At 52.4% G+C, this 18,893-nt stretch carries 14 protein-coding genes; 5 read left to right on the top strand and 9 right to left on the bottom strand.

The annotated features are described in order from the left end of the window. The 6 genes from OEL83_02090 to htpG all read right to left on the bottom strand — a co-directional run bounded on the left by OEL83_02090 (position 1) and on the right by htpG (position 6,455). The gene (locus OEL83_02090; protein MDK9705816.1) at positions 1-1,419 is read right to left on the bottom strand and encodes a Ni/Fe hydrogenase subunit alpha; all 1,419 of its coding nucleotides are present in this window, start codon (positions 1,417-1,419) and stop codon (positions 1-3) included. After that, positions 1,419-2,351: a hypothetical protein gene (locus OEL83_02085; GenBank protein MDK9705815.1), complete on the bottom strand. Its 933-nt coding sequence runs from the start codon at positions 2,349-2,351 to the stop codon at positions 1,419-1,421. Before OEL83_02085 ends, OEL83_02090 begins: the two co-directional genes overlap by 1 nt. A 93-nt stretch (positions 2,352-2,444) precedes the next feature. Then, entirely contained in the window at positions 2,445-2,939 is a 495-nt protein-coding gene (locus OEL83_02080; protein MDK9705814.1) for a hypothetical protein, read from the bottom strand. Between the two features lie 440 nt (positions 2,940-3,379). Next, positions 3,380-4,027, bottom strand: a complete 648-nt coding sequence (locus tag OEL83_02075; GenBank protein MDK9705813.1) for a protein-L-isoaspartate(D-aspartate) O-methyltransferase — start codon at positions 4,025-4,027, stop codon at positions 3,380-3,382. After that, positions 4,024-4,413 carry a hypothetical protein gene (locus OEL83_02070; protein MDK9705812.1) on the bottom strand — a complete coding sequence of 130 codons (390 nt, stop codon included), beginning with the start codon at positions 4,411-4,413 and terminating at the stop codon, positions 4,024-4,026. The genes OEL83_02075 and OEL83_02070 overlap by 4 nt, the downstream gene beginning before the upstream one ends. A 164-nt stretch (positions 4,414-4,577) precedes the next feature. Further along, positions 4,578-6,455, bottom strand: a complete 1,878-nt coding sequence (gene htpG / locus OEL83_02065) for a molecular chaperone HtpG (GenBank protein ID MDK9705811.1) — start codon at positions 6,453-6,455, stop codon at positions 4,578-4,580. Between the two features lie 100 nt (positions 6,456-6,555). Here htpG and OEL83_02060 point away from each other — a divergent pair, with 100 nt between their 5' ends. Together OEL83_02060 and hemG are read left to right on the top strand one after the other, a co-directional pair. Then, positions 6,556-7,296 carry a metallophosphoesterase gene (locus OEL83_02060; GenBank protein MDK9705810.1) on the top strand — a complete coding sequence of 247 codons (741 nt, stop codon included), beginning with the start codon at positions 6,556-6,558 and terminating at the stop codon, positions 7,294-7,296. After that, complete coding sequence (hemG, locus tag OEL83_02055; protein ID MDK9705809.1) at positions 7,293-8,699, top strand: protoporphyrinogen oxidase; 1,407 nt, start codon at positions 7,293-7,295, stop codon at positions 8,697-8,699. The genes OEL83_02060 and hemG overlap by 4 nt, the downstream gene beginning before the upstream one ends. Positions 8,700-8,850: 151 nt before the next feature. On the opposite strand, the gene dnaA is transcribed toward hemG, so the two are convergent. From dnaA to OEL83_02040, 3 genes are all read right to left on the bottom strand, one after another. Next, positions 8,851-10,203: a chromosomal replication initiator protein DnaA gene (gene dnaA, locus OEL83_02050; protein MDK9705808.1), complete on the bottom strand. Its 1,353-nt coding sequence runs from the start codon at positions 10,201-10,203 to the stop codon at positions 8,851-8,853. Positions 10,204-10,512: 309 nt separating this feature from the next. After that, positions 10,513-10,743, bottom strand: coding sequence for a hypothetical protein (locus tag OEL83_02045; GenBank protein MDK9705807.1), 231 nt, complete (start codon positions 10,741-10,743; stop codon positions 10,513-10,515). Next, positions 10,727-11,443 (bottom strand): ComF family protein, encoded by a 717-nt coding sequence (locus OEL83_02040; GenBank protein MDK9705806.1) that lies wholly within the window; start codon positions 11,441-11,443, stop codon positions 10,727-10,729. The genes OEL83_02045 and OEL83_02040 overlap by 17 nt, the downstream gene beginning before the upstream one ends. Positions 11,444-11,804: 361 nt before the next feature. Between OEL83_02040 and bamA the strand changes: the two genes are divergently transcribed. From bamA to OEL83_02025, 3 genes are all read left to right on the top strand, one after another. Continuing rightward, positions 11,805-14,492 carry an outer membrane protein assembly factor BamA gene (bamA, locus tag OEL83_02035; protein MDK9705805.1) on the top strand — a complete coding sequence of 896 codons (2,688 nt, stop codon included), beginning with the start codon at positions 11,805-11,807 and terminating at the stop codon, positions 14,490-14,492. Between the two features lie 67 nt (positions 14,493-14,559). Beyond that, the gene (gene mfd, locus OEL83_02030) at positions 14,560-18,114 is read left to right on the top strand and encodes a transcription-repair coupling factor (GenBank protein ID MDK9705804.1); all 3,555 of its coding nucleotides are present in this window, start codon (positions 14,560-14,562) and stop codon (positions 18,112-18,114) included. Beyond that, positions 18,083-18,793: an HAD hydrolase-like protein gene (locus tag OEL83_02025; GenBank protein ID MDK9705803.1), complete on the top strand. Its 711-nt coding sequence runs from the start codon at positions 18,083-18,085 to the stop codon at positions 18,791-18,793. Before mfd ends, OEL83_02025 begins: the two co-directional genes overlap by 32 nt. Positions 18,794-18,893: the final 100 nt, after the last annotated feature.

The following is an 18,893-nucleotide window of genomic DNA, read 5'->3' as shown; positions in this document are numbered from 1 at the left end:
TCAGTTCCTCCGCATTTGGCGTACAATCCGGCCATTTCTGCGTATTTCCACTGCCATTGCCATCCGGCCGATGGCGTGGGTCGAGCAAGCCAAGCAGGGATCATAACAGCGCACGACAAACTCAAGAGCATTGAACATTTTCTCATCCTCCGCGCCTTGCATGAGGGCATTGGCGCCTTCTTTCAGGGATTTATTAATAACGGATGTGTTTTGCTGGGTAGCGATGATCATATTGGCCGCCCGCACAATTCCTTTTTCGTCAATTTCATAATCGTGAATGAGGGTTCCCCGAGGGGCCTCGATGTGGGCCACGCCGCGTCCACCCTTGAACTGCACAGGTACCCGGTTTTCGCCGCGCAGAGCAGGGTCATTGATCAATTGCTCGGCACGTTCGCAGGCGTATACCATCTCGATGAGCTTGGCATACATCTGGATCACTGCGTTGTGACAGGGTCGGCCAAAATTCGCCCGGAACAACTCGAATTCCGCCTGGGCGAGCGGGGTATTGATGCCATCAATGACGTTCAGCCTGGCCAGGCTGCCGACCCGGTACATATGCTCACGCCCCTCAAAATCAAAGTACACCTCCTTGGCGTAAGAGGTGGTCACTGCTCTCTCGGCAAGGAAATCAAGATACTGGCTCGCGGCAAATTCAGTCTTGATGCTCCCCGACTCATCCATGGCCCTGATTTGTCCGTCGTAGAGATTCAGCATCCCATCCTGCGCCACATTGCCCACATACCAGCTTGATACATTGAGGTTGGCAAGCAGCTGAGGGTTATTATCGAAAAGCCGCATCAACAGTGCTTTCAACGGTCCAGCGAGCTCTGTGGCCAGGGCGACAGCTTCAGCAGTCAGCTCGCGGAGGCGTTGAAACTGCCCGTCACTGAGAGCAAAGGATATGCCGCCCGCCACGGCGGTGACCGGATGTATCCCCCGGCCACCAATGGTCTCATTGATCTTCTGCCCAAGGCTTCGAAGACGCAGGCCCTTCTTCGTCAATTCCGGTTCGGCTTCAACCATACCAACAATATTCTGTTTGGCTGGGTCACCCTTCAGGCCAAACACCAGATCAGGGCCGGCCAGGACAAACAGCGACAAGGCATGGGAGTGGATGACATGGCCCATATACATATATTCCCGCAACAGCTTGGCCGCTTCCGGGATCTCCACGCCGGCGGCGTTGTCAAGGGCCTTGGCCGCCACGAGATGGTGGGCGGTGGGGCAAACTCCACAGATACGCGCCGTCACCTGCGGTAGGGTATGGGCCTGCATGCCCACAAGTATCCGCTCAAAACCGCGAAGCTCGTTGACGCAAAAAAAGGCTTCCTCAACCTTATCGTTTTCATCGCAGTCGAGGAGAATACGGGCGTGCCCCTCAATCCTGGTAACCGGATCGATTTTAATCGTTTTAGACATTATCGTGCCTCCCCTTCAGCAATCCACTTGCGAATGAGAAATGTTGGTTTGTTACCGATCATCTTGGTTGCCATGGCATAGGCGAACTGGGTCTTTGCTGACCGCTCAATATATTCCCGCACACTGTCACTGGGAATTTTGGTCAGCCTGGCCATTCTTTCACTGATCTCGGTCCGGATATCTCGTGTCGGTTCGGTGAGGATCTGCATGGTCGGGCCTGCACAGCCACTGCAGGGCATACCGTGGTTCGGACAGGGGGTGAGACAACGGTCGAGGGTCACCGATCCCTGACAAATATATCCCTGACTGAGAAAGCATGTTGCATTATCCGGTACCCCATCGGTAATCTCCTTGATAGCAGATACCTCGGTTTTCACCATGGTGCGGCGACAACCGGCACAGACACTTTCCTGGCCGGCCCTTGGCTTACGATTTTCAATGAGTGCGCTTAGCCCTTCGAAGATGAAATGGGGATGGGGTGGACAACCGGGCAAATACAAATCAACGTCGATGACCTCGTCGATAGGTGTGACCATCTTTTCCAATCCGGTTATCGAATTGTTCGGTATGAATTCGGTCCGGGTGCTTGGACTATGCCGGTAGACATGATCCATTATCTCTTCACGGGTGTGCGCCAAACCGGCGCCATGCAGCCCGCCAAAGACGGCACAGGTACCAAAGGCAATGATGGTCCGGCACTTCTTGCGCATCTCTATGGCGGCATGGCGGTCATGTTCGGTACGGATCGAACCGGTGAGAATTCCGATGTCCGCCTCGGGATAACCTTTTTCGTCGGTAAGTACCGGGCATTTCAGGATCTCCACCGCCGCCAGTACATTCAAAATCTTTTCATGGAGGTCAACCAGGGCGACATGACAACCGCCGCAATCACACAACCACTCGGTATTCAACCGAATTTTTTCCCCGCTCATTGATATCCTCTTTGTTTTTTACCCTGACTGACAGATTGGTAGCCGTCGACCATTGTCACCGGTAGACCAACCCAAAATTCGAAATTATGCGAATTAGCCTTCCACGGTCAGCATCTTTAGACAGGCATTCTCCCCGGCATGACGAATTTCCAGGGTGGCCTTCTTGCCCATAATTGTTTCCAGAGCCCCAGCAAAAAAACCGTACATCATATTGCAGAGAGATCCTTTCTGGGGATGGCCAAAACGGAGAAGGGCCTGGCGGATCATGCAATCCCGGAACACCAGCAACATTTGCCGCTCCCCTTTGGCATTTCTGGTAATGAGCTCCGCCTGCTCCTTCGGCTTGAAGGGTTCAAACCCCCATAGACAGCTATTGGACTCAAGAATATGGCGCACCTCATTGACAGCCTCAAGAAGGTCATCTGTTCGCCGCGCCGATGCAGAAAATTTGCGCCCGAGATTTCGCCCTGCGGACATGGTCATGCTGTTTGCACCCCGTCCGAGAATCGGTTCCATCCCAGCCGATAATGCTGCCATGAAATTCATGGTTTCCTGGAGCGTTCGACGCTTTTTCAATATTTCTTCCACCGCAGATCTCCATTGGTAATATTTCCTTGTAACTGAAACTGGTTACCTCTTTTCATCTAATCTATCCAATGCCGCCAACTCGATCTTTCCCGGGGAATTGACAGTAGTTAGGCTGATGGTACCCAGCAAACTATTATTTAATATCTTAGCGAAAGTACGAAAGAAACTCAAGCAAAAGATAGTGAAAGCCGTTCTCAGAGAAGAATATTTCTCAATAAGAAAAATTGCTGAGCAGGACACCCAAGCAAAAAAATGATGAGTCAAGGCCAACAAACAACTAACACCAGCAACACCTTCTGATACTCTTTAAGGCAAGGAGGAATCCGGCCAATATTGGTAAAGAACACGCCATTCAAAATAAAGTTGGTTTGAGCAGCTTGCCTGCTCAAACGAAACTTAAGCCCTTGCGGTATAAGATTACCCACAAGAGCCCAGTTAATTCATCGATTCCAACCGTGCTCTCCGACCAAATCAACAAACCTGACTCCTACTAGAGAAGTAATGGTAATTTTTCCGTCTTTCTTTTCTAGAAGCTGTAGAACTTGTTCGTATTGATCACCAACCGGGATGATCAGGCGACCGGGGTCGGCGAGTTGGGCGATCAAAGGGTCAGGAATCTCCGGCCCTCCGGCGGTAACGATGATGGCATCATACGGACAAAAATCCACCCAACCCGTTGTGCCGTCGTCAAGTTTTGATCGGATATTGAAATAGTGCAACTTATCAAAAACCCGTCTGGCACCGGCAAGTAGGGAGTTTATCCGTTCAACAGTAAATACCTGGCTACACAGCCTTGACAGCACGGCGGCCTGATAACCGGAACCAGTGCCTATTTCCAGAACCTTTTCATTGCCCCGTAACCCGAGGGCCTGAGTCATGAGAGCGACAATATATGGCTGGGAGATAGTCTGTCCGGCGCCAATCGGCAAGGGATGATCACCATAGGCCCGACCATGCATGGCATCATCAACAAACCAGTGCCTGGGAACCTCAGCCATCGCTGCAAGGGTGCGGGGATCGGAAATGTCGCGATTCAGGAGTTGCTCCTGAACCATGCGCAATCGTCCTGTTTCGTACGGATCGATCACTTTTTTTTCTCTTGCCAGGAAAAATCCTTGGACCAACTCAAATCGTCCTCATCGGAATACGAGTAATCGCGGGCAATAACAACACCATTACGTAGAGTTACTGCGACCTTATAGATCTCTGGAGAACCCAGTTTGCTGCCGACCAAGGGGGTATTCTGGAAAAAGCTGCTATTCTTTTCCTTATACAACCACTTCTGGACACCATCTCCCATATCCTGCTGTTCATCTGGCTCGCCCAAAAAAATCAGCACATCCTCACGGGTCGTTTTACCGACCTGTAACAGGGCGATATCCGAGGCAAGATGCCTGACGGGTTGGGTATAACAGCCGGAAAGGAAGCAGAAAGCCAGAACCGGGACAAGAAAGAGACTAAATCGTGAAGCCATACACTTCTCCAATGCGCGGACGGGGGGTGGTACTGAGATCAACAACTCTATAGCCTGTGGGCTTCAATTTTTCAATGAATAACTCTGTTGAGCAAACCAGGATCCACGAGAAAAGCGGTATATCACCTTGTCGTGGTATACCGCTTTTGATCTCTCAATCTTCCTTAGCCCTCAACCACACGACCGAGGATACGATAGTTTCTCTCGACCATCGCTAGAGGATCGACAACAAGCCCGGCCTGGATCATGGCGTTATCATGAATCTGCCGTGCCACTTCGGCGGCAAAATCTTCATCCCGGCCATGCAGGGCGGCAAGCTTTTTGATTAATGGGTTACCCGGGTTGATTTCCATTTTTTTCTTCGATGCACCCATCCCCGGCAGACCATGCTCCTTCCTGCTCGCCGCAAGAATCCTCTCCATTGAGGATGTCATGTAGCCGTCAGGATTGACAATCATCGCCGGGGCATCGACCAGCCGTTTTGAAACCACGACATCGGAGATGGTTGCTTCAAGGACCTTTTTCATCCATTCGGTCAACTTCGCCAAGGCGTCCTTGTCGAGTTGTTCACCACCGGTTTTCTCTTCAGCCTTAACTTCTTCCTCATCTTTAGCAAGTGCCAGGTCGGCTCGATCGGCGGAAACCAGTTTTTTCCCGTCGAACTCGCCGAGATGATTGAGGACGAAATCATCGATCGGCTCCAGGGTATAGAGGATTTCAATGTCCTTTTTCTTGAACATCTCCACGTACGGCCCAGCCTCAATGGCGGCCCGACTCGGTCCGTTGATGTAATAGATCTCCTTCTGCTCCGGTCCCATCCGCAGTACATAATCGGCCAGGGCGATGGGTTTGCCCGCCTCGGACTTTGACGACTCGAACCGAAGCAACTTGCCAAGTTCCTTCTGAAATTCATAATCGTTGGTTGCCCCTTCTTTGAGATAGATGCCGAAGGTGTCCCAGAACTTCAGGTACTTTTCACTGTCGTTTTTGGCATCATCTTCAAGGTGTTTCAGAAAACGTTTGGTGATGACCTTGCGAATCTTCGCCACCAGGGCATTATCCTGGAGGGCCTGCCGGGAAATGTTGAGTGGCAGGTCTTCGCTGTCGACCACCCCCTTAAGAAAACGCAGCCATTCCGGCAGGATATTTTTAGAATGCTGATCGATGAGGATCCGCTGGCAATAGAGGTTGACCCCGGGGTCGACCTTGCCAAAGCCAAACATCTCAAAGTTCTCCGCCGGGACAAACAACAAGGCGTTGATGGCCAGCGGCGCATCGGCGGAAAAATGCAGGCGGTACATCGGCTCGGAAACGGCCCCGCCTATGAATTTATAAAACTCACTGTACTCTTCTTCCTTGATGTCACTCTTGTTTCTCGTCCACAAGGCCTGAACGGTATTGACGACCTCTCCTTCAAGCATGATCGGAAAGGACACAAAGGCGGAATACTGCTTGATGATGCCTTCAATCTTCCACTTTTGGACATAGTCCTTGGCATCATCCTTCAGTTCGATGATGATCTTCGTGCCGCGGTGCAGCCCTGGCATCTCGGAGATGGTGAAGGTACCGGTACCGTCGGACAGCCATTCATGGCCTTCGCTTTTATCCCACGACCGGCTTTGCACTCGCACCGTATTGCCGGCCATAAAGGCGGAATAGAAGCCAACGCCAAATTGGCCGATAAGACTAACATCCTTTCGCGCCGCCTCGGCAAGCTGGGACATGAAGGTGTTCGATCCAGAGTGGGCGATGGTGCCGAGGTTATGCTCAAGTTCGGCACGGGTCATGCCTATCCCGGTATCGGTGATTGTCAGGGTGTTGTTTTTTTCATCCAGGTCGATGGTAATCTCCAACGGCAGGTGGCCGTCGAAGACATCGGACTCGGTGAGACTCTCATGGCGAAATTTCTCCAGGGCATCGGCGGCATTGGAGATCAACTCGCGGATAAAGACATCGCGCTCGGTATAAAGGGAGTTGATTACAATATCGAGGAGCTTTTTGGTTTCTGCCTGAAATTCGTAGGTTGCTGTCTTGCTGGTCATGGTTCACCTCGTACTCTGTGCATATTCGGGAAAGGGTGCTGAACGCCCCCTTTCCATTGATTTTTTCCTGAAATTCGGCGAAAATGGTAAGCATTGAAGCGTGGCTGTCAAGCAGTTTGCCCCTCCCGGCTCACCTCTGGCAAATGACCAATGCAGCATGAATATAATTGCCTTCAGCGATATCCACATGGCAACCAGCGAGGCCGCCAATATTCCCGGTATCGGCGAGGCTGACGTGGTCATCCTGAATGGCGACCTGACCAATCTTGGCGGGGTGCGGGAAGTGCGCAGAGTCCTCGACTACATTCTCGCTCTAAACCCGAAAGTACTCGCCCAATTCGGCAACCTTGACCGTCTGGAGGTAAACGGGTATCTCGAAGACCTCGGTATCAATCTGCACGGCCAGGCAAGGCTGGTTGACGGCGAGGTGTGTTTGGTTGGAATTGGTGGCTCCAATATCACACCCTTTTCGACCCCCTCCGAATTCTCCGAAAAGGAAATTTTCACCCTGACGGATCGGGCCTTGGCACAGGGCCGTGAATATATTACCCTGGCCGAGCCTCTATATAACAGACGTATCCCGTTGATCCTGGTGTCGCACGCTCCGCCGCACAATACCAGGGTTGACATGCTTCATAGCGGCAAACACGTGGGGTCCACAGCCATCCGATCACTGATTGAGCAGCACCGTCCGGACCTCTGTATTACCGGCCATATCCATGAAGGCAAGGGAATGGATGCCATCGGCACCACGCCCATCTACAATACCGGCATGCTGAAGCGCGGCGGCTGGCTAACAATTTCCGTAAACAAGGCGCAACTAAAAGTACACCTACAATGACTACTGCCTACCAGACTCTTATCATCGGCGGAGGTATTTCAGGCCTCGTCGTCGCCCATAAACTCAGACTGCACAAACCGGGCCATCGTTTCGCCATCCTTGAAAAGGCTGAACGAACCGGCGGGGTTATTGCCACGAACTGCGACCAGGGATACATCAGTGAGATTGGTCCACACGGTTTTCTCGACAACTGCGAGGAAAGTCGGCGGATTCTCACGGAAACCGGTCTCGACCGGGAAAGCATCAAGGCGCCGCTCATCGATTTTGTCCGTTATGTACGGTTACATGGCAAACTGAACCTCATTCCCCAGACCCCGGGGAAAATATTCATGGCGCCTCTCATTCCCTGGAGCGCCAAACTGCGCGTTCTCGCCGAGCTCTGGCAACCGGTGGTCACTGGTGAACCAACGGTAGCCAAATGGTGCCAGCACCGCTTCGGCCCTGCCCTTCTCCCCTATATGGACGCAGTGTATACCGGCACCTACGCCGGGGACTTCGACAAACTCACTATCGACAGTGTTATGCCCGGGGTACGGGCCCTGGAAAAGAAATACGGTTCGGTGCTGCGTGGTCTGCTATCAACCATGCTCGCCAAAAGGAAGAACCGGACGGGCGGCAAAAAACCTTTTACCATGCCGGCGATGACCAGTTTTCCGCAGGGCATGCAACGCCTTCCACAAAGGCTGACAGAGGGCCTTGAGCCTGGCCGCGATCTCTTTCTCAATACGACCGTGACCAAGGTGCAAAAGACCGGCAATGGCTGGCTGGTTGAATCGTCCGCAGGAGAATTTCATGGCCAAAACGTGGTTTTTGCCCTGCCGATCAATGCGGCGCTGCGACTTCTGACCGAGCTCGATCCAACCATCCCTGAGAGATCAGTCCCCTCTACCTGGCTTGCGACCGTAGTTCTTGGCTTCAAGGATACCGTCAAGCTCCCCCCGGGCTTTGGCTTTCTCACCCCGGAGGTCGAGAAACGCTTTACCCTCGGGGCACTCTTTAGCTCAAACATGTTCGCCGGAAGGGCGCCGGATGGACATATGGTCTTTGAGGTCCTTATTGGTGGCAGGAGACATCCGGAGCGGCTGCAACTTGACGATGCAAGCCTGACCCGCAAGGCCCTCGACGATATCCGCGAGATCCTGAACCTGCCATCTGAACCTGCCTATCAAACAGTGCTGCGCTCTGCCGGGGGCATTCCCCAGCTGGAACGAAACTATCCCAGCCTTCTCGCCTGGCGGGAGAAATTTCTTGCCGACCAGCGGGGCCTACATATCTGTGGTTTTGGTTGGGATGGTATAGGGCTAAACGACATGATGAAACACGCAACTCAGGTTTCCGAGGCTCTCTTGCAAGACAGCGGCACGCTCCGTGGTGGACCGGAACTCAAGGGGGTTTACTTTTAACAATCTGGAAATTAGCTGACTTGAGAGCTTGTCGAAAGGAAGTGTCTTGCGGGAGGCTGTTGGTACAATTTTGTGAATCGCAATCAAACGATACGACACGATGCGGTGGGAATATTGGGCCCACCGAATCGGAAAATTTACTGCCTGGGTATTAAAGCTGCTTCACTTTATTGCCAAGGATCTCCAGCTGGGCACCAACCGAGCTGTTACGCACCGCCTGGCTGCCCACCGCCTTGATGGCATGCAAGACCGTCGAGTGGTCGCGGTTAAAGGCCCTGCCGATATCGGCCAATGACTCTTCGGTATATTTTCTCGCCAGATACATGGCAATTTGACGAGGAAAAGAAATTGAACGCTTTCGCGAACGAGATCGCAGATCCTCCAAGCTTACCTTGAATTGGCCGCTCACCAGCTCGGCGATGGCGGCTGCGGAAAGCATCTGATTTACCCCGACAATAGACGCCACCACCTCCCGCACCAGATCAAGATCGACATGACCGCCAAGAAGATTGGCCTGAGCCCGAATGGCGATAAGCGCCGACTCGATCCTGCGAATATCCCCCCGTATATTATTGGCCAGATAGCCGATCAGCTCTTCGTCGAGAGTTAATTGTTGGGTCAGGGCCTTCTTCTCGACGATGCGAAAACGGGTATTGATATCCGGGGCTTTGATGGCAGTCACCAAACCGGAAGTCATCCGTGACTGAAACTCGGTATCGATACCGACCAGATCACGCGGAGCGCGATTGGCGGTAAGAATGACCCTTTTCCCCGATTTAATGAGGGTATCGAGGATATCATTCAGTTCTTCCTGAGTCTTCTTCTTGCCGGTTAAGGAATGCACGTCCTCGACAAGCAAGATATCGCAGTTTTCCTGATATTTCCGTTTAAACTCGTCCATTGCATTATGCTGAATCCCCCGCACCATCTCTGCCGAAAACTGCTTGGCAGTAACATAATGCAGCCGGGTCATCGGCGATTCGGCGAAGATCTGATGGGCAACCGCATGGGTCAAATGGCTCTTGCCAAGACCGGTATCGCTATTGATATACAGGCATGGACCGACCATGCCATCCTTGTGAACCATCGACCGGCAGGCCGATTCAGCGAGAATATTGCTTTCACCAACCGTAAACTCGTCAAAGGTATAGCGCGGATGCAATGCCTTCACCTGCGAGGTATTCTCGGGAATGGAAGGGAGGCGCAACGGGGTGCCAGCAATTCGCGCAGGAGATTTGCCTCTTTCTTGCGATCTCGATTCCTCACAAAACACCACCTTTTCAGGACCACCGCCATGCTCCCTGAGCCTTTCGGTTATGGCTTCGAGAAAATTTTGCCGGACATAGGCACTAAAGTACCGGTCCGGACTCCTGAGATACAGACAGTCATCCTTTATCTGGACATATTGGATCGGCTCAATCCAAAGCGCGAAGATATTCTCCGCCATTGCTTGTTTCAAACTCTCTTTGACACTTTCCCAGACCATACGAACCCCTTTCCCCATGTCACCTGCAAAAGCAATAATCACCCGTATAAGGTAATTTCGAAGAAAAAAAACAATCTTCGTCTCCCCTAATTGCTGCCTGGTAATGCCCGTTCAACAGCCTTGTACAATTGTCACGCAGAAGTGTCGGGCAGAACACCCGACGTGTGTATTTCAGCAGCCGAATAAACCCCAATTCCCTTTTTCAGTCAAAGACGGTTATGAGATATTTTCTTTTGAACTTGACCTGTTACGCACAATCCTCCGGATGCCGCGATTTCATTGCGTCGGCACCCTGGAGCCTCCGCTCCCCCCTTATTTTTCAGGCACTCACTTCCACATGACTTTTCCTCCGCCAAATAGCACCCTTACACAGCAATCAACAAAGTTATCAACAATTTCATCATCACATTTATTTCCAATTTCCTCATTTTTTCTAAATCTATGTCCATATTCCTCAATATTCCATATGATCAAACCCCGGATCCACGTCATTTCACGACCTTGTCGGACCATCAGGAAATAATCTTTTTTTCCATCTACTTTACCGCATTCCGCCACGTTGTAGCACCACAACACGTGCCAGGGTAAGTACTCTCACCTCTCTCGCCCCTTCGGACATCAATACCCGTGCACACTCTTCCACCGTAGTTCCGGTAGTAAAAACGTCATCGACGAGACAGACCGCTGTCCCCGCCAGCCGGTTTCCAGCGCGCAACTGAAAAGCGCCCACCAAATTTTTCCGTCGCTCTGCCCCGCCCAACAATGTCTGGGCTGGCGTGTTTCGCGTCCTGACAAGCCAATCCATCCGAATCAGTTGCCTTTTCCCTGGGAAAAACAGCCCGGCAAGGATGGTTGCCTGGTTGAGCCCCCGATAACGATGACGGTCCAGGTGGAGTGGCACCGGGAGTATCCACTGGCAGTCAGCAAATTCGCTCAAATCACAATTCGCCACGATGTCGGTGATACCAGATACTACAGAGGTATCTCCGGCGTATTTCAAGCGTTGAACCAGCTTTTGTACGACCGGTTCATAGCGAACCAGAGATCTGGCGATGGTATAGGGAGGAGGCATCCGTAAACATCTGCCGCATAGGTGAGTACGTTCCTCTGGACCGGCGAGTTCCATGCCGCAGATCCGGCAAAGCGGTTGACAGGAGTAGCGGATTCCGGCAGTGCATTCTGGACAGAGATTTTGTGATTGGTGAGCATCAAGGCGAATCCGGCAAGCCCCACAAACCGGCGGGAACAAGATGTTCATACAATCACGTGCTAAGTGCAGCATCTTACGCATTCAAATCTCTCGCCCGTGTGGGTTCAGAATACTTCCACATGATATCACCGATCCCGGCAACTTTATAAATTCCCAAAACTAAGCCTGTTGAATATCGCAAAAATGCATAATACCCACCTTTTCCCACATTTTTCCCTAATGCCTACAAGCTTCCTTTGCAATTACCAAGAAACATGGCATAATACGCGAGTTTTTTCGGCGAGATTGGCAGTCTACAGTTCAGCCTCTCTCTTATTGCTTCTCGTTATGAAGCAGTTAATCACATATCCGCTGGTTGCCCGCAGTCATGTACAACCTGACTGCGTGGTCATGTACAGGAAGGTACTCTATGACTGTGTCAAGAAATGTGGTCCCTAGCACTTCGCTCAGGCTTTCCCTGGTTGCCCTGTCGTATCTGCTGGTATTTCTCTTTTCGCCCCAGCTCGTGTTTCCGGCCAGCCAGAAAACCAGCTTTCTGCCTCTCAACGTCCACAGTCCAAGTGATGCAAAGGCCCTTCAGACAGCTGCAGATAAAGCGTTGCAAACTGCCATCGGCCAGACGACTATCCGCCTGATCCCCAGGAACGATGCGGAAAAGCTGGTCAATTACAATGAGGCATGGCCGCCTTCAGCAAAAACGCTAAGATCCCTCGCGGAAAAAATCGATTCAGACAATATCGCCGTAGGCGACTTAACCCTTATAGGCAGTAAAATCAGTATCGACATCAAAGTATTTGACATCCTCTCCCCCGGTACCCCGGCCTTCTTTTTTCAAACTGCCGAATCACTCGACGGATTGCCACAGGCGCTCAGCAAAATTGCCGCCGAGATGAAGAATCATCTTGAGCGGGAATCTCGCATTGCATCAATTGCTCCGGAAGGCAATCAACGGATTGACTCCGGTGCCATATTGAGCAAAATACTCACCAAGGTAGGCGACCCCTATAGCCAGACCGGGCTTCGAAACGATCTTAAGGAAATATTCAAGATGGGTTTTTTCAATGATGTGCAAATCGACATCAAAGATAGTGCCCAGGGGAAAAAGGTGGTCTTCCGGGTTATCGAAAAACCGGTCATCAACACCATCGTCTATGAAGGAATTAATGAACTGAAGGAAGACGATGTAAAGGCCGCAGCCAACATCAAGGAACACTTCATTCTCAACCCGGCCAAGATCACCGCGGCTGAGGAAGCGATCAAAAAACTCTATAAGACCAAAGGCTTTTATAACAGCAAGGTCACCTCGACTATCACCTATCCGGACGACAAAGGCGCGAACATTCGCTTTGCCATCAACGAGGGGCAGAAAGTCTTCATCAAGGAAATCAGCGTTGAAGGCAACACCACCTTTACCGACAAGGAGCTTCTCGCCGACATCGAGACCGATGAAAAATGGTTTATGTCCTGGCTGACTGACGCTGGTCTCCTTGACATGGCCAAGGTTCAACAGGACGCCCAAAAAATCATCAGCTTCTATAACAACAATGGTTTTCTGGAGGCAAAGGTCGGTGAACCAGTCATCACCCAGCAGGAAGAATGGCTCTTCGTAAAATTCATAGTCGAAGAAGGTCCACGGTTTCGGGTCGGTGCAGTTGATGTTACGGGAGACCTGATCGGCGACAAAGAGAAGATGCTTTCCTTGCTTTCCATTCGTAATGAAAAATATGTCAGCCGGCAGATAATCAGGGACAATATCCTTGCCCTCACTGATTATTATGCCGAATCCGGCTACGCTTTTGCCAATATCAGGCCTATTACCGCCAAATCTCCAACCGGAGACCGCATGGATGTTACCCTGAAGGTCACCAAGGGTAACCTTGTGTACATCGACAGGATCTCCATCAAAGGCAATTCTCGAACCCGTGATAACGTTATTCGCCGGGAACTGCGCATCGCCGAGGGTGGGGTCTTCGACTCAAAGGCCCTGCGGCAAAGCACTCAGGCCCTCCAGCGCCTCATGTATTTCGAGGAAGTGAACATCACCCCGGAACCGTCACTTGACCCCGACCGCATGAACGTCATCGTTCAGGTAAAGGAAAAAAGCACCGGCACCTTCAGTATCGGCGCCGGCTACAGCTCGGCCGACAAACTCATTCTCATGGGGCAGATCTCGGAAAACAACTTCCTCGGTCGGGGCGACAACGTCTCTCTCAGCGCCAATGTCAGTGCCAACAGTTCCAGGTACAACCTGGGATACACCAATCCGCACCTGAACGACTCCCCTCTGTCCTGGGGGGTGGATCTGTTCAGCACCGAACGGGAATATGATGATTACACCAAGGATTCGCGTGGTGGTGGCATCCGTCTCGGCTACCCGATCTTTGAAAAATGGCAGGTGTACGGCAATTATAGCTATACCGACACCGACCTGACCGATGTTTCGGAAGACGCATCGTACATCATCCGCAAATCGGTTGACCTCCACGTTACCAGCGCCGTCAAGATTTCCCTGGTGCGTGACACCCGTAACAAACGATACGGTGCCTCAGAAGGCTCAAAAAACAGCGTCAGTGTCAAATACGGCGGCGGGCCGTTTGGCGGCGATGCCGAGTTCACCAAGCTTGAAGGCTCCTCCGGTTGGTATTTCCCTATGCCCTTGCGGACCGTCTTTCATGCCAATTTATCCGTTGGCCAGGTGTTTGAAAATTCTACCGACAAGCTCCCGGTTTACGAACGGTTCTATCTGGGTGGCCTCAACTCGATGCGTGGCTTTAAATATGCCAAGGTCAGCCCCATTGATCCTCTAACCGGGGATCGCATCGGCGGTGACCGGATGTGGTTTACCAACACCGAGTTCATCTTTCCCCTTCTTGAAAGCCAGGGGCTGATGGGGGTTCTCTTCCTCGATGTTGGTCAGGTGCTTAACGATGATGAGAGTTGGGGAGATGACAACGATGCGGTGAAGAAGGCATCAGGCGTCGAGGTTCGTTGGTTGTCACCCATGGGACCGCTTCGCCTCGTCTGGGGCTACAATCTTGATCCCGTTAATGGTGAAGATGATTCCGTCTGGGACTTCAGCGTCGGCGGCACCTTCTAATACCGAATTTTCCACATATCCTTTACCTGCTGCCGGTTATGTGTAAGCATAACCGGCAATTTTGTTGATGATTCTTGACACTCTCCTCGATCAACTGAGCAATACTGCCCTTTGTACCGTCTCTGGCATGCGTGGTGCGAGTCCGGCCTGGCTTGCTGCCCAACTCGCTGAGCGCCGGCCGTGCTGCGTCATCGTCCCGGACGAACATCTTATCCCGGTGATTGAACAGGATCTTTCTCTCTTCACCAACGCCCAGATACTCACATACCCAGGCCATGAGATTCCTCCGTACACCCCCCTGTCACCGGACCAGCGCATCGCCGCCACCAGACTGTCAACACTGTACCGCCTGAAAGCGGGTTCAGGGCACATTCTGGTCACCTCCATTGAGGCCCTGTTACGGCGGATCATGCCAGAAACCCTGCTCAGTCAGGTGGCCGAATATATCCTCTCCGGCGAAGACTGCAATCAAGAGGAACTCCTCGCCAAACTTGAATATCTTGGCTATGAAAAAGTGGCCTTAGCACAGTCGGTAGGGGATTTCTCGGTCAGGGGTGGAATCATTGACATCTATCCGCCGCCTTTTCCCTTAGAGGGCGGGGCTGTGCACGACGGCCCGATTCGACTCGATTTCTTCGGGGACACCATCGAATCGCTCCGCCCCTTCGATCCATTTACCCAACGGTCGAGTGGTGAACTTGCCGAGGCAACCCTGCTCCCGGTAACTGACATCCTTCTCGATGCTGGCGCGCCTGAAGAACACAAAAAAGCCGCGGCGCTCTTTCACGAGTACGCGATCAAATACGATTGGGACAGCGAGGAAACCGCCCGGATTGCCGAGCGGATTGCCACCGGCCAGCGCTTTGCCGGAATGGAGTTTTTTCTCCCCTTGTTTTATCACGGCCACGGACGACCAAGCTCGGCGGTTCTCGATTTTGTCGCACAAAATGCCGTTCTCCTCCTTATCGATCCAGAGGGGATTGAGCAGAGCATGGAGCTCACCCTGGAGCGCATCTACCGCAACTACCAAAGTGCCGGAGAAAAGTTCGCCCCGGCCATTCCCCCATCCGACCTGTTTGTCGAAAAAGCGGAATTGCAAAAGCAGGTGGGTGACTTTCGACAGTTGTTGATAACGGATTTCTGCGGGCCAGATGATCCCGCCATAGCCATTGGCGCCGGTAATCATCAACTGCTCAAACAGGACATTGCCCTCAAGCGGGCAAAACTTGGCATCCTCGCACCGCTTTCCGAGGCAATTTCGGCGTGGCAAAAAAATGGGGAGCGGGTGGTAATCTGCTGTCGTTCCAGCCGCCACACGAAAAATCTCGCCGAACTGCTAACCAAGCATTCTCAACAGATTCAAATCCTTCCGGCACCGCTTGACCTCGAGGCACTTGCCGGCAGTCTCAATCATGAGCTGCTGTATCTGGTTGATCACCCCTTATCCGAGGGGTTTTCTCTACCTGCCCTGCGGCTGCATATCCTCTCGGAAAGCGAGTTGTTCGGCGAGATGCGTCTTGGCGGCAAGAAACAACAAAAGCAAAAACAGAAAGAGGATCCCCTGCTCTTTACCGAGCTGCATACTGGCGACATCGTCGTCCATCGCGACCACGGCCTGGGTATCTATCGCGGCCTGGAAACGGTCAGCTTTCAGTCTGTTATCAACGACTTTGTCTGTATCGAGTACCGCGACGGCGATAAACTGTTCCTGCCTGTCGACCGGTTGAACCTCCTCAATAAGTACCAGGGGCTCTCCGACCGGGAGCCGAAGATCGATAAGCTCGGCAGCCAGAACTGGAAGACCACCAAATCGAAGGTGAAAGAAGAGGTCTGGAAGGTCGCCCAAGAGCTTCTCGATATCTATGCCAAACGCGAACTGCGCGAAGGTAAACAGTTTTCTCCGGCGGGCCAGCTTTTTCATGAGCTGGAGGAATCCTTTCCCTTTGATGAGACACCCGGCCAGGAGCAGTCTATCAACGATGTCATCGGTGATCTGACCAGCGACCGCCCCATGGATCGCCTGGTCTGCGGCGATGTCGGCTACGGGAAAACCGAGGTGGCGGTTCGGGCGGCCTTCAAGGTCGTCGAGGATGGCTACCAGGTGGCGATACTCGTACCTACTACCGTCCTCGCCGAACAACACGCCAAAACCTTTGCTGAACGACTGCAGGGCTTTCCGGTTACCATCGCCTGCCTCAACCGCTTCCGCAGCCCGGCCGATCAGCGAAAAATCCTCAAGGACCTCGCCAAGGGTGGTGTGGATATCGTCATCGGCACCCACCGTCTGCTGTCAAAGGACGTGGTTTTTAACAATCTCGGCTTGGTGGTGATTGACGAGGAACATCGCTTCGGCGTAGCCCACAAGGAGCGGCTGAAAAAATTACGCGCCGAGGTGGATATCCTCACCCTCACCGCCACCCCCATTCCCCGTACCCTGCAGATGTCGCTCCTGTCCATTCGCGACCTCTCGGTCATCTCCACCCCACCAGTACACCGGCAACCGGTGAAGACCTTTGTCGCCAGGTACGACGAGCTGGTCATTAAAGAGGCAGTCAGCAAGGAACTCCGCCGCGGAGGCCAGGTGTTTTTTGTCCACAACCGGGTCAGATCCATCCATCAAATGGCCGCTACCGTCCAGAAACTGGTGCCGGAGGCCAGTATCGCCGTGGCTCACGGCCAAATGGGCGGTAAGGAGCTGGAAGAGATCATGGTCAACTTTGTTACCAGAAAGATCAATGTCCTGGTGAGCACAACGATCATTGAATCCGGCCTCGATATCCCCTCCGCCAACACCATCATTATCAACCGCGCCGACATGCTCGGTCTCGCTGAAATCTACCAGCTGCGCGGCCGGGTCGGCAGGTCAAGCACCCAGAGCTTTGCCTATCTCCTCGTCCCATCGCTTGACGGCCTGAGCAAGGATTCCAAAGAACGGCTCCGCGCCCTCATGGATTGTAGCGACCTAGGCGGCGGCTTTAAACTGGCGATGAATGATCTGCAGATTCGCGGTGGCGGCAACCTGCTGGGTATCTCCCAGAGCGGCAATATTGCCGCCATCGGCTACGACCTCTATCTCGATCTGCTGCAAAAAACCGTCGCCGACCTGAAAGCTGAAGCCAATTTGAGCGATACACGCAGCCTTGAAGACCTCGACCCCGAGGTCAACCTGCAACTCTCCGCCTATATCCCGGACACCTATATCCCCGATATCAGTCAGCGCTACATCACCTACCGCAGGATGGCCGCTCTTATCAATGCGCCACCAGAAAGACTCGACGACCTGCGTGAAGAGCTAGTCGACCGCTATGGAGCCTTGCCGGTGGAGGCTTTCACCCTGCTTCGCATCATCACCGTTAAAAAGGAATTGGCGACCATGCGCATCGCCAAACTCGAGCAGGGCCGCGACAGTCTGGTCTTCACCTTTCAAAATGACACCCCTATTGCACCGGAAATGCTCTTGGATTTTCTCGAAAGATGCGCCAAGATCAAAAATCGTATTCCCCCAAAACTGGCACCGGACGGACGATTGATTATCAGCGGCAAACTGGCTTCCACGGAGCATATCTTTGATACTATCGCAACCACACTCCATGAACTCGGCAAACTCATCCCCAGCGCCTGAACCGGCAAAACGGGCACGTCCCGAATTTCTTTGGCAGGAGATCGAAACGGTCTTTCTCGACATGGACGGCACCCTCCTCGATAAGTACTACGACGACTTCTTCTGGGAACACTATGTTCCCGAGACCTACGCCAACAAGAACAATCTTCATCATCCTGAGGCCCGGCAACTGCTGCTTTCGATATATCGAAGCGTCGAGAACACCCTGCAGTGGACCGACCTAGATTATTGGTCAGAGCGCCTCGGCCTTGATATCGCAAGTCTTAAAAGGGAGGTGAGCCATTTAGTAAACGTCCATCCCCATGTTGGCGATTTTCTTTCCTATATGGAAGAACTGGGGAAAAAGGTCTATCTCATCACCAATGCCCACCCGAAGGCACTGGAGGTAAAGATGGAGAAGGTGAAGATCGGCAAATGGTTTCAACGACTCATTACCTCCCAGGAGGTCGGTGCAGCCAAGGAGCAGCCCGAATTTTGGCATAAACTGCAGGAAATCCTGCCGTATAATAAGGCAACAACACTTTTTGCCGATGACACCGAAAAAGTACTCCATTCCGCAGCCGGATACGGGATTGGCCATCTTGTTCATATCGCCAAACCAAGCTCCAGGCTTGACCCGCAACCCTCCCTTTATTACCCGTCTATTCTGTCTTTTCAGGAGTTGCTGTTTAGAAGTTGAATCCTGCTTTTGTAAGCATGCATTCGGTGAAGGTGTGGAACTTGTGTCAATTATCCCTTCAGAGAGGAGCAATTACGACAGGCCAATCAGCGTTTTTTGA

The sequence above is a fragment of the Desulforhopalus sp. genome, from assembly GCA_030247675.1.
Lineage (GTDB): Bacteria > Desulfobacterota > Desulfobulbia > Desulfobulbales > Desulfocapsaceae > Desulforhopalus_A.
Note: the sequence above shows the minus strand (reverse complement) of the source record. Positions and strands in the feature narration are given on the sequence as shown.

Excerpts from the sequence above, each read along its gene's own strand:
- OEL83_02090 (MDK9705816.1), bottom strand. The coding sequence starts at position 1,419 with ATGTCTAAAACGATTAAAATCGATCCGGTTACCAGGATTGAGGGGCAC.
- OEL83_02085 (MDK9705815.1), bottom strand. The coding sequence starts at position 2,351 with ATGAGCGGGGAAAAAATTCGGTTGAATACCGAGTGGTTGTGTGATTGC.
- OEL83_02070 (MDK9705812.1), bottom strand. The coding sequence starts at position 4,413 with ATGGCTTCACGATTTAGTCTCTTTCTTGTCCCGGTTCTGGCTTTCTGC.
- htpG (MDK9705811.1), bottom strand. The coding sequence starts at position 6,455 with ATGACCAGCAAGACAGCAACCTACGAATTTCAGGCAGAAACCAAAAAG.
- hemG (MDK9705809.1), top strand. The coding sequence starts at position 7,293 with ATGACTACTGCCTACCAGACTCTTATCATCGGCGGAGGTATTTCAGGC.
- dnaA (MDK9705808.1), bottom strand. The coding sequence starts at position 10,203 with ATGGGGAAAGGGGTTCGTATGGTCTGGGAAAGTGTCAAAGAGAGTTTG.
- OEL83_02040 (MDK9705806.1), bottom strand. The coding sequence starts at position 11,443 with ATGAACATCTTGTTCCCGCCGGTTTGTGGGGCTTGCCGGATTCGCCTT.
- bamA (MDK9705805.1), top strand. The coding sequence starts at position 11,805 with ATGACTGTGTCAAGAAATGTGGTCCCTAGCACTTCGCTCAGGCTTTCC.
- mfd (MDK9705804.1), top strand. The coding sequence starts at position 14,560 with ATGATTCTTGACACTCTCCTCGATCAACTGAGCAATACTGCCCTTTGT.
- OEL83_02025 (MDK9705803.1), top strand. The coding sequence starts at position 18,083 with ATGAACTCGGCAAACTCATCCCCAGCGCCTGAACCGGCAAAACGGGCA.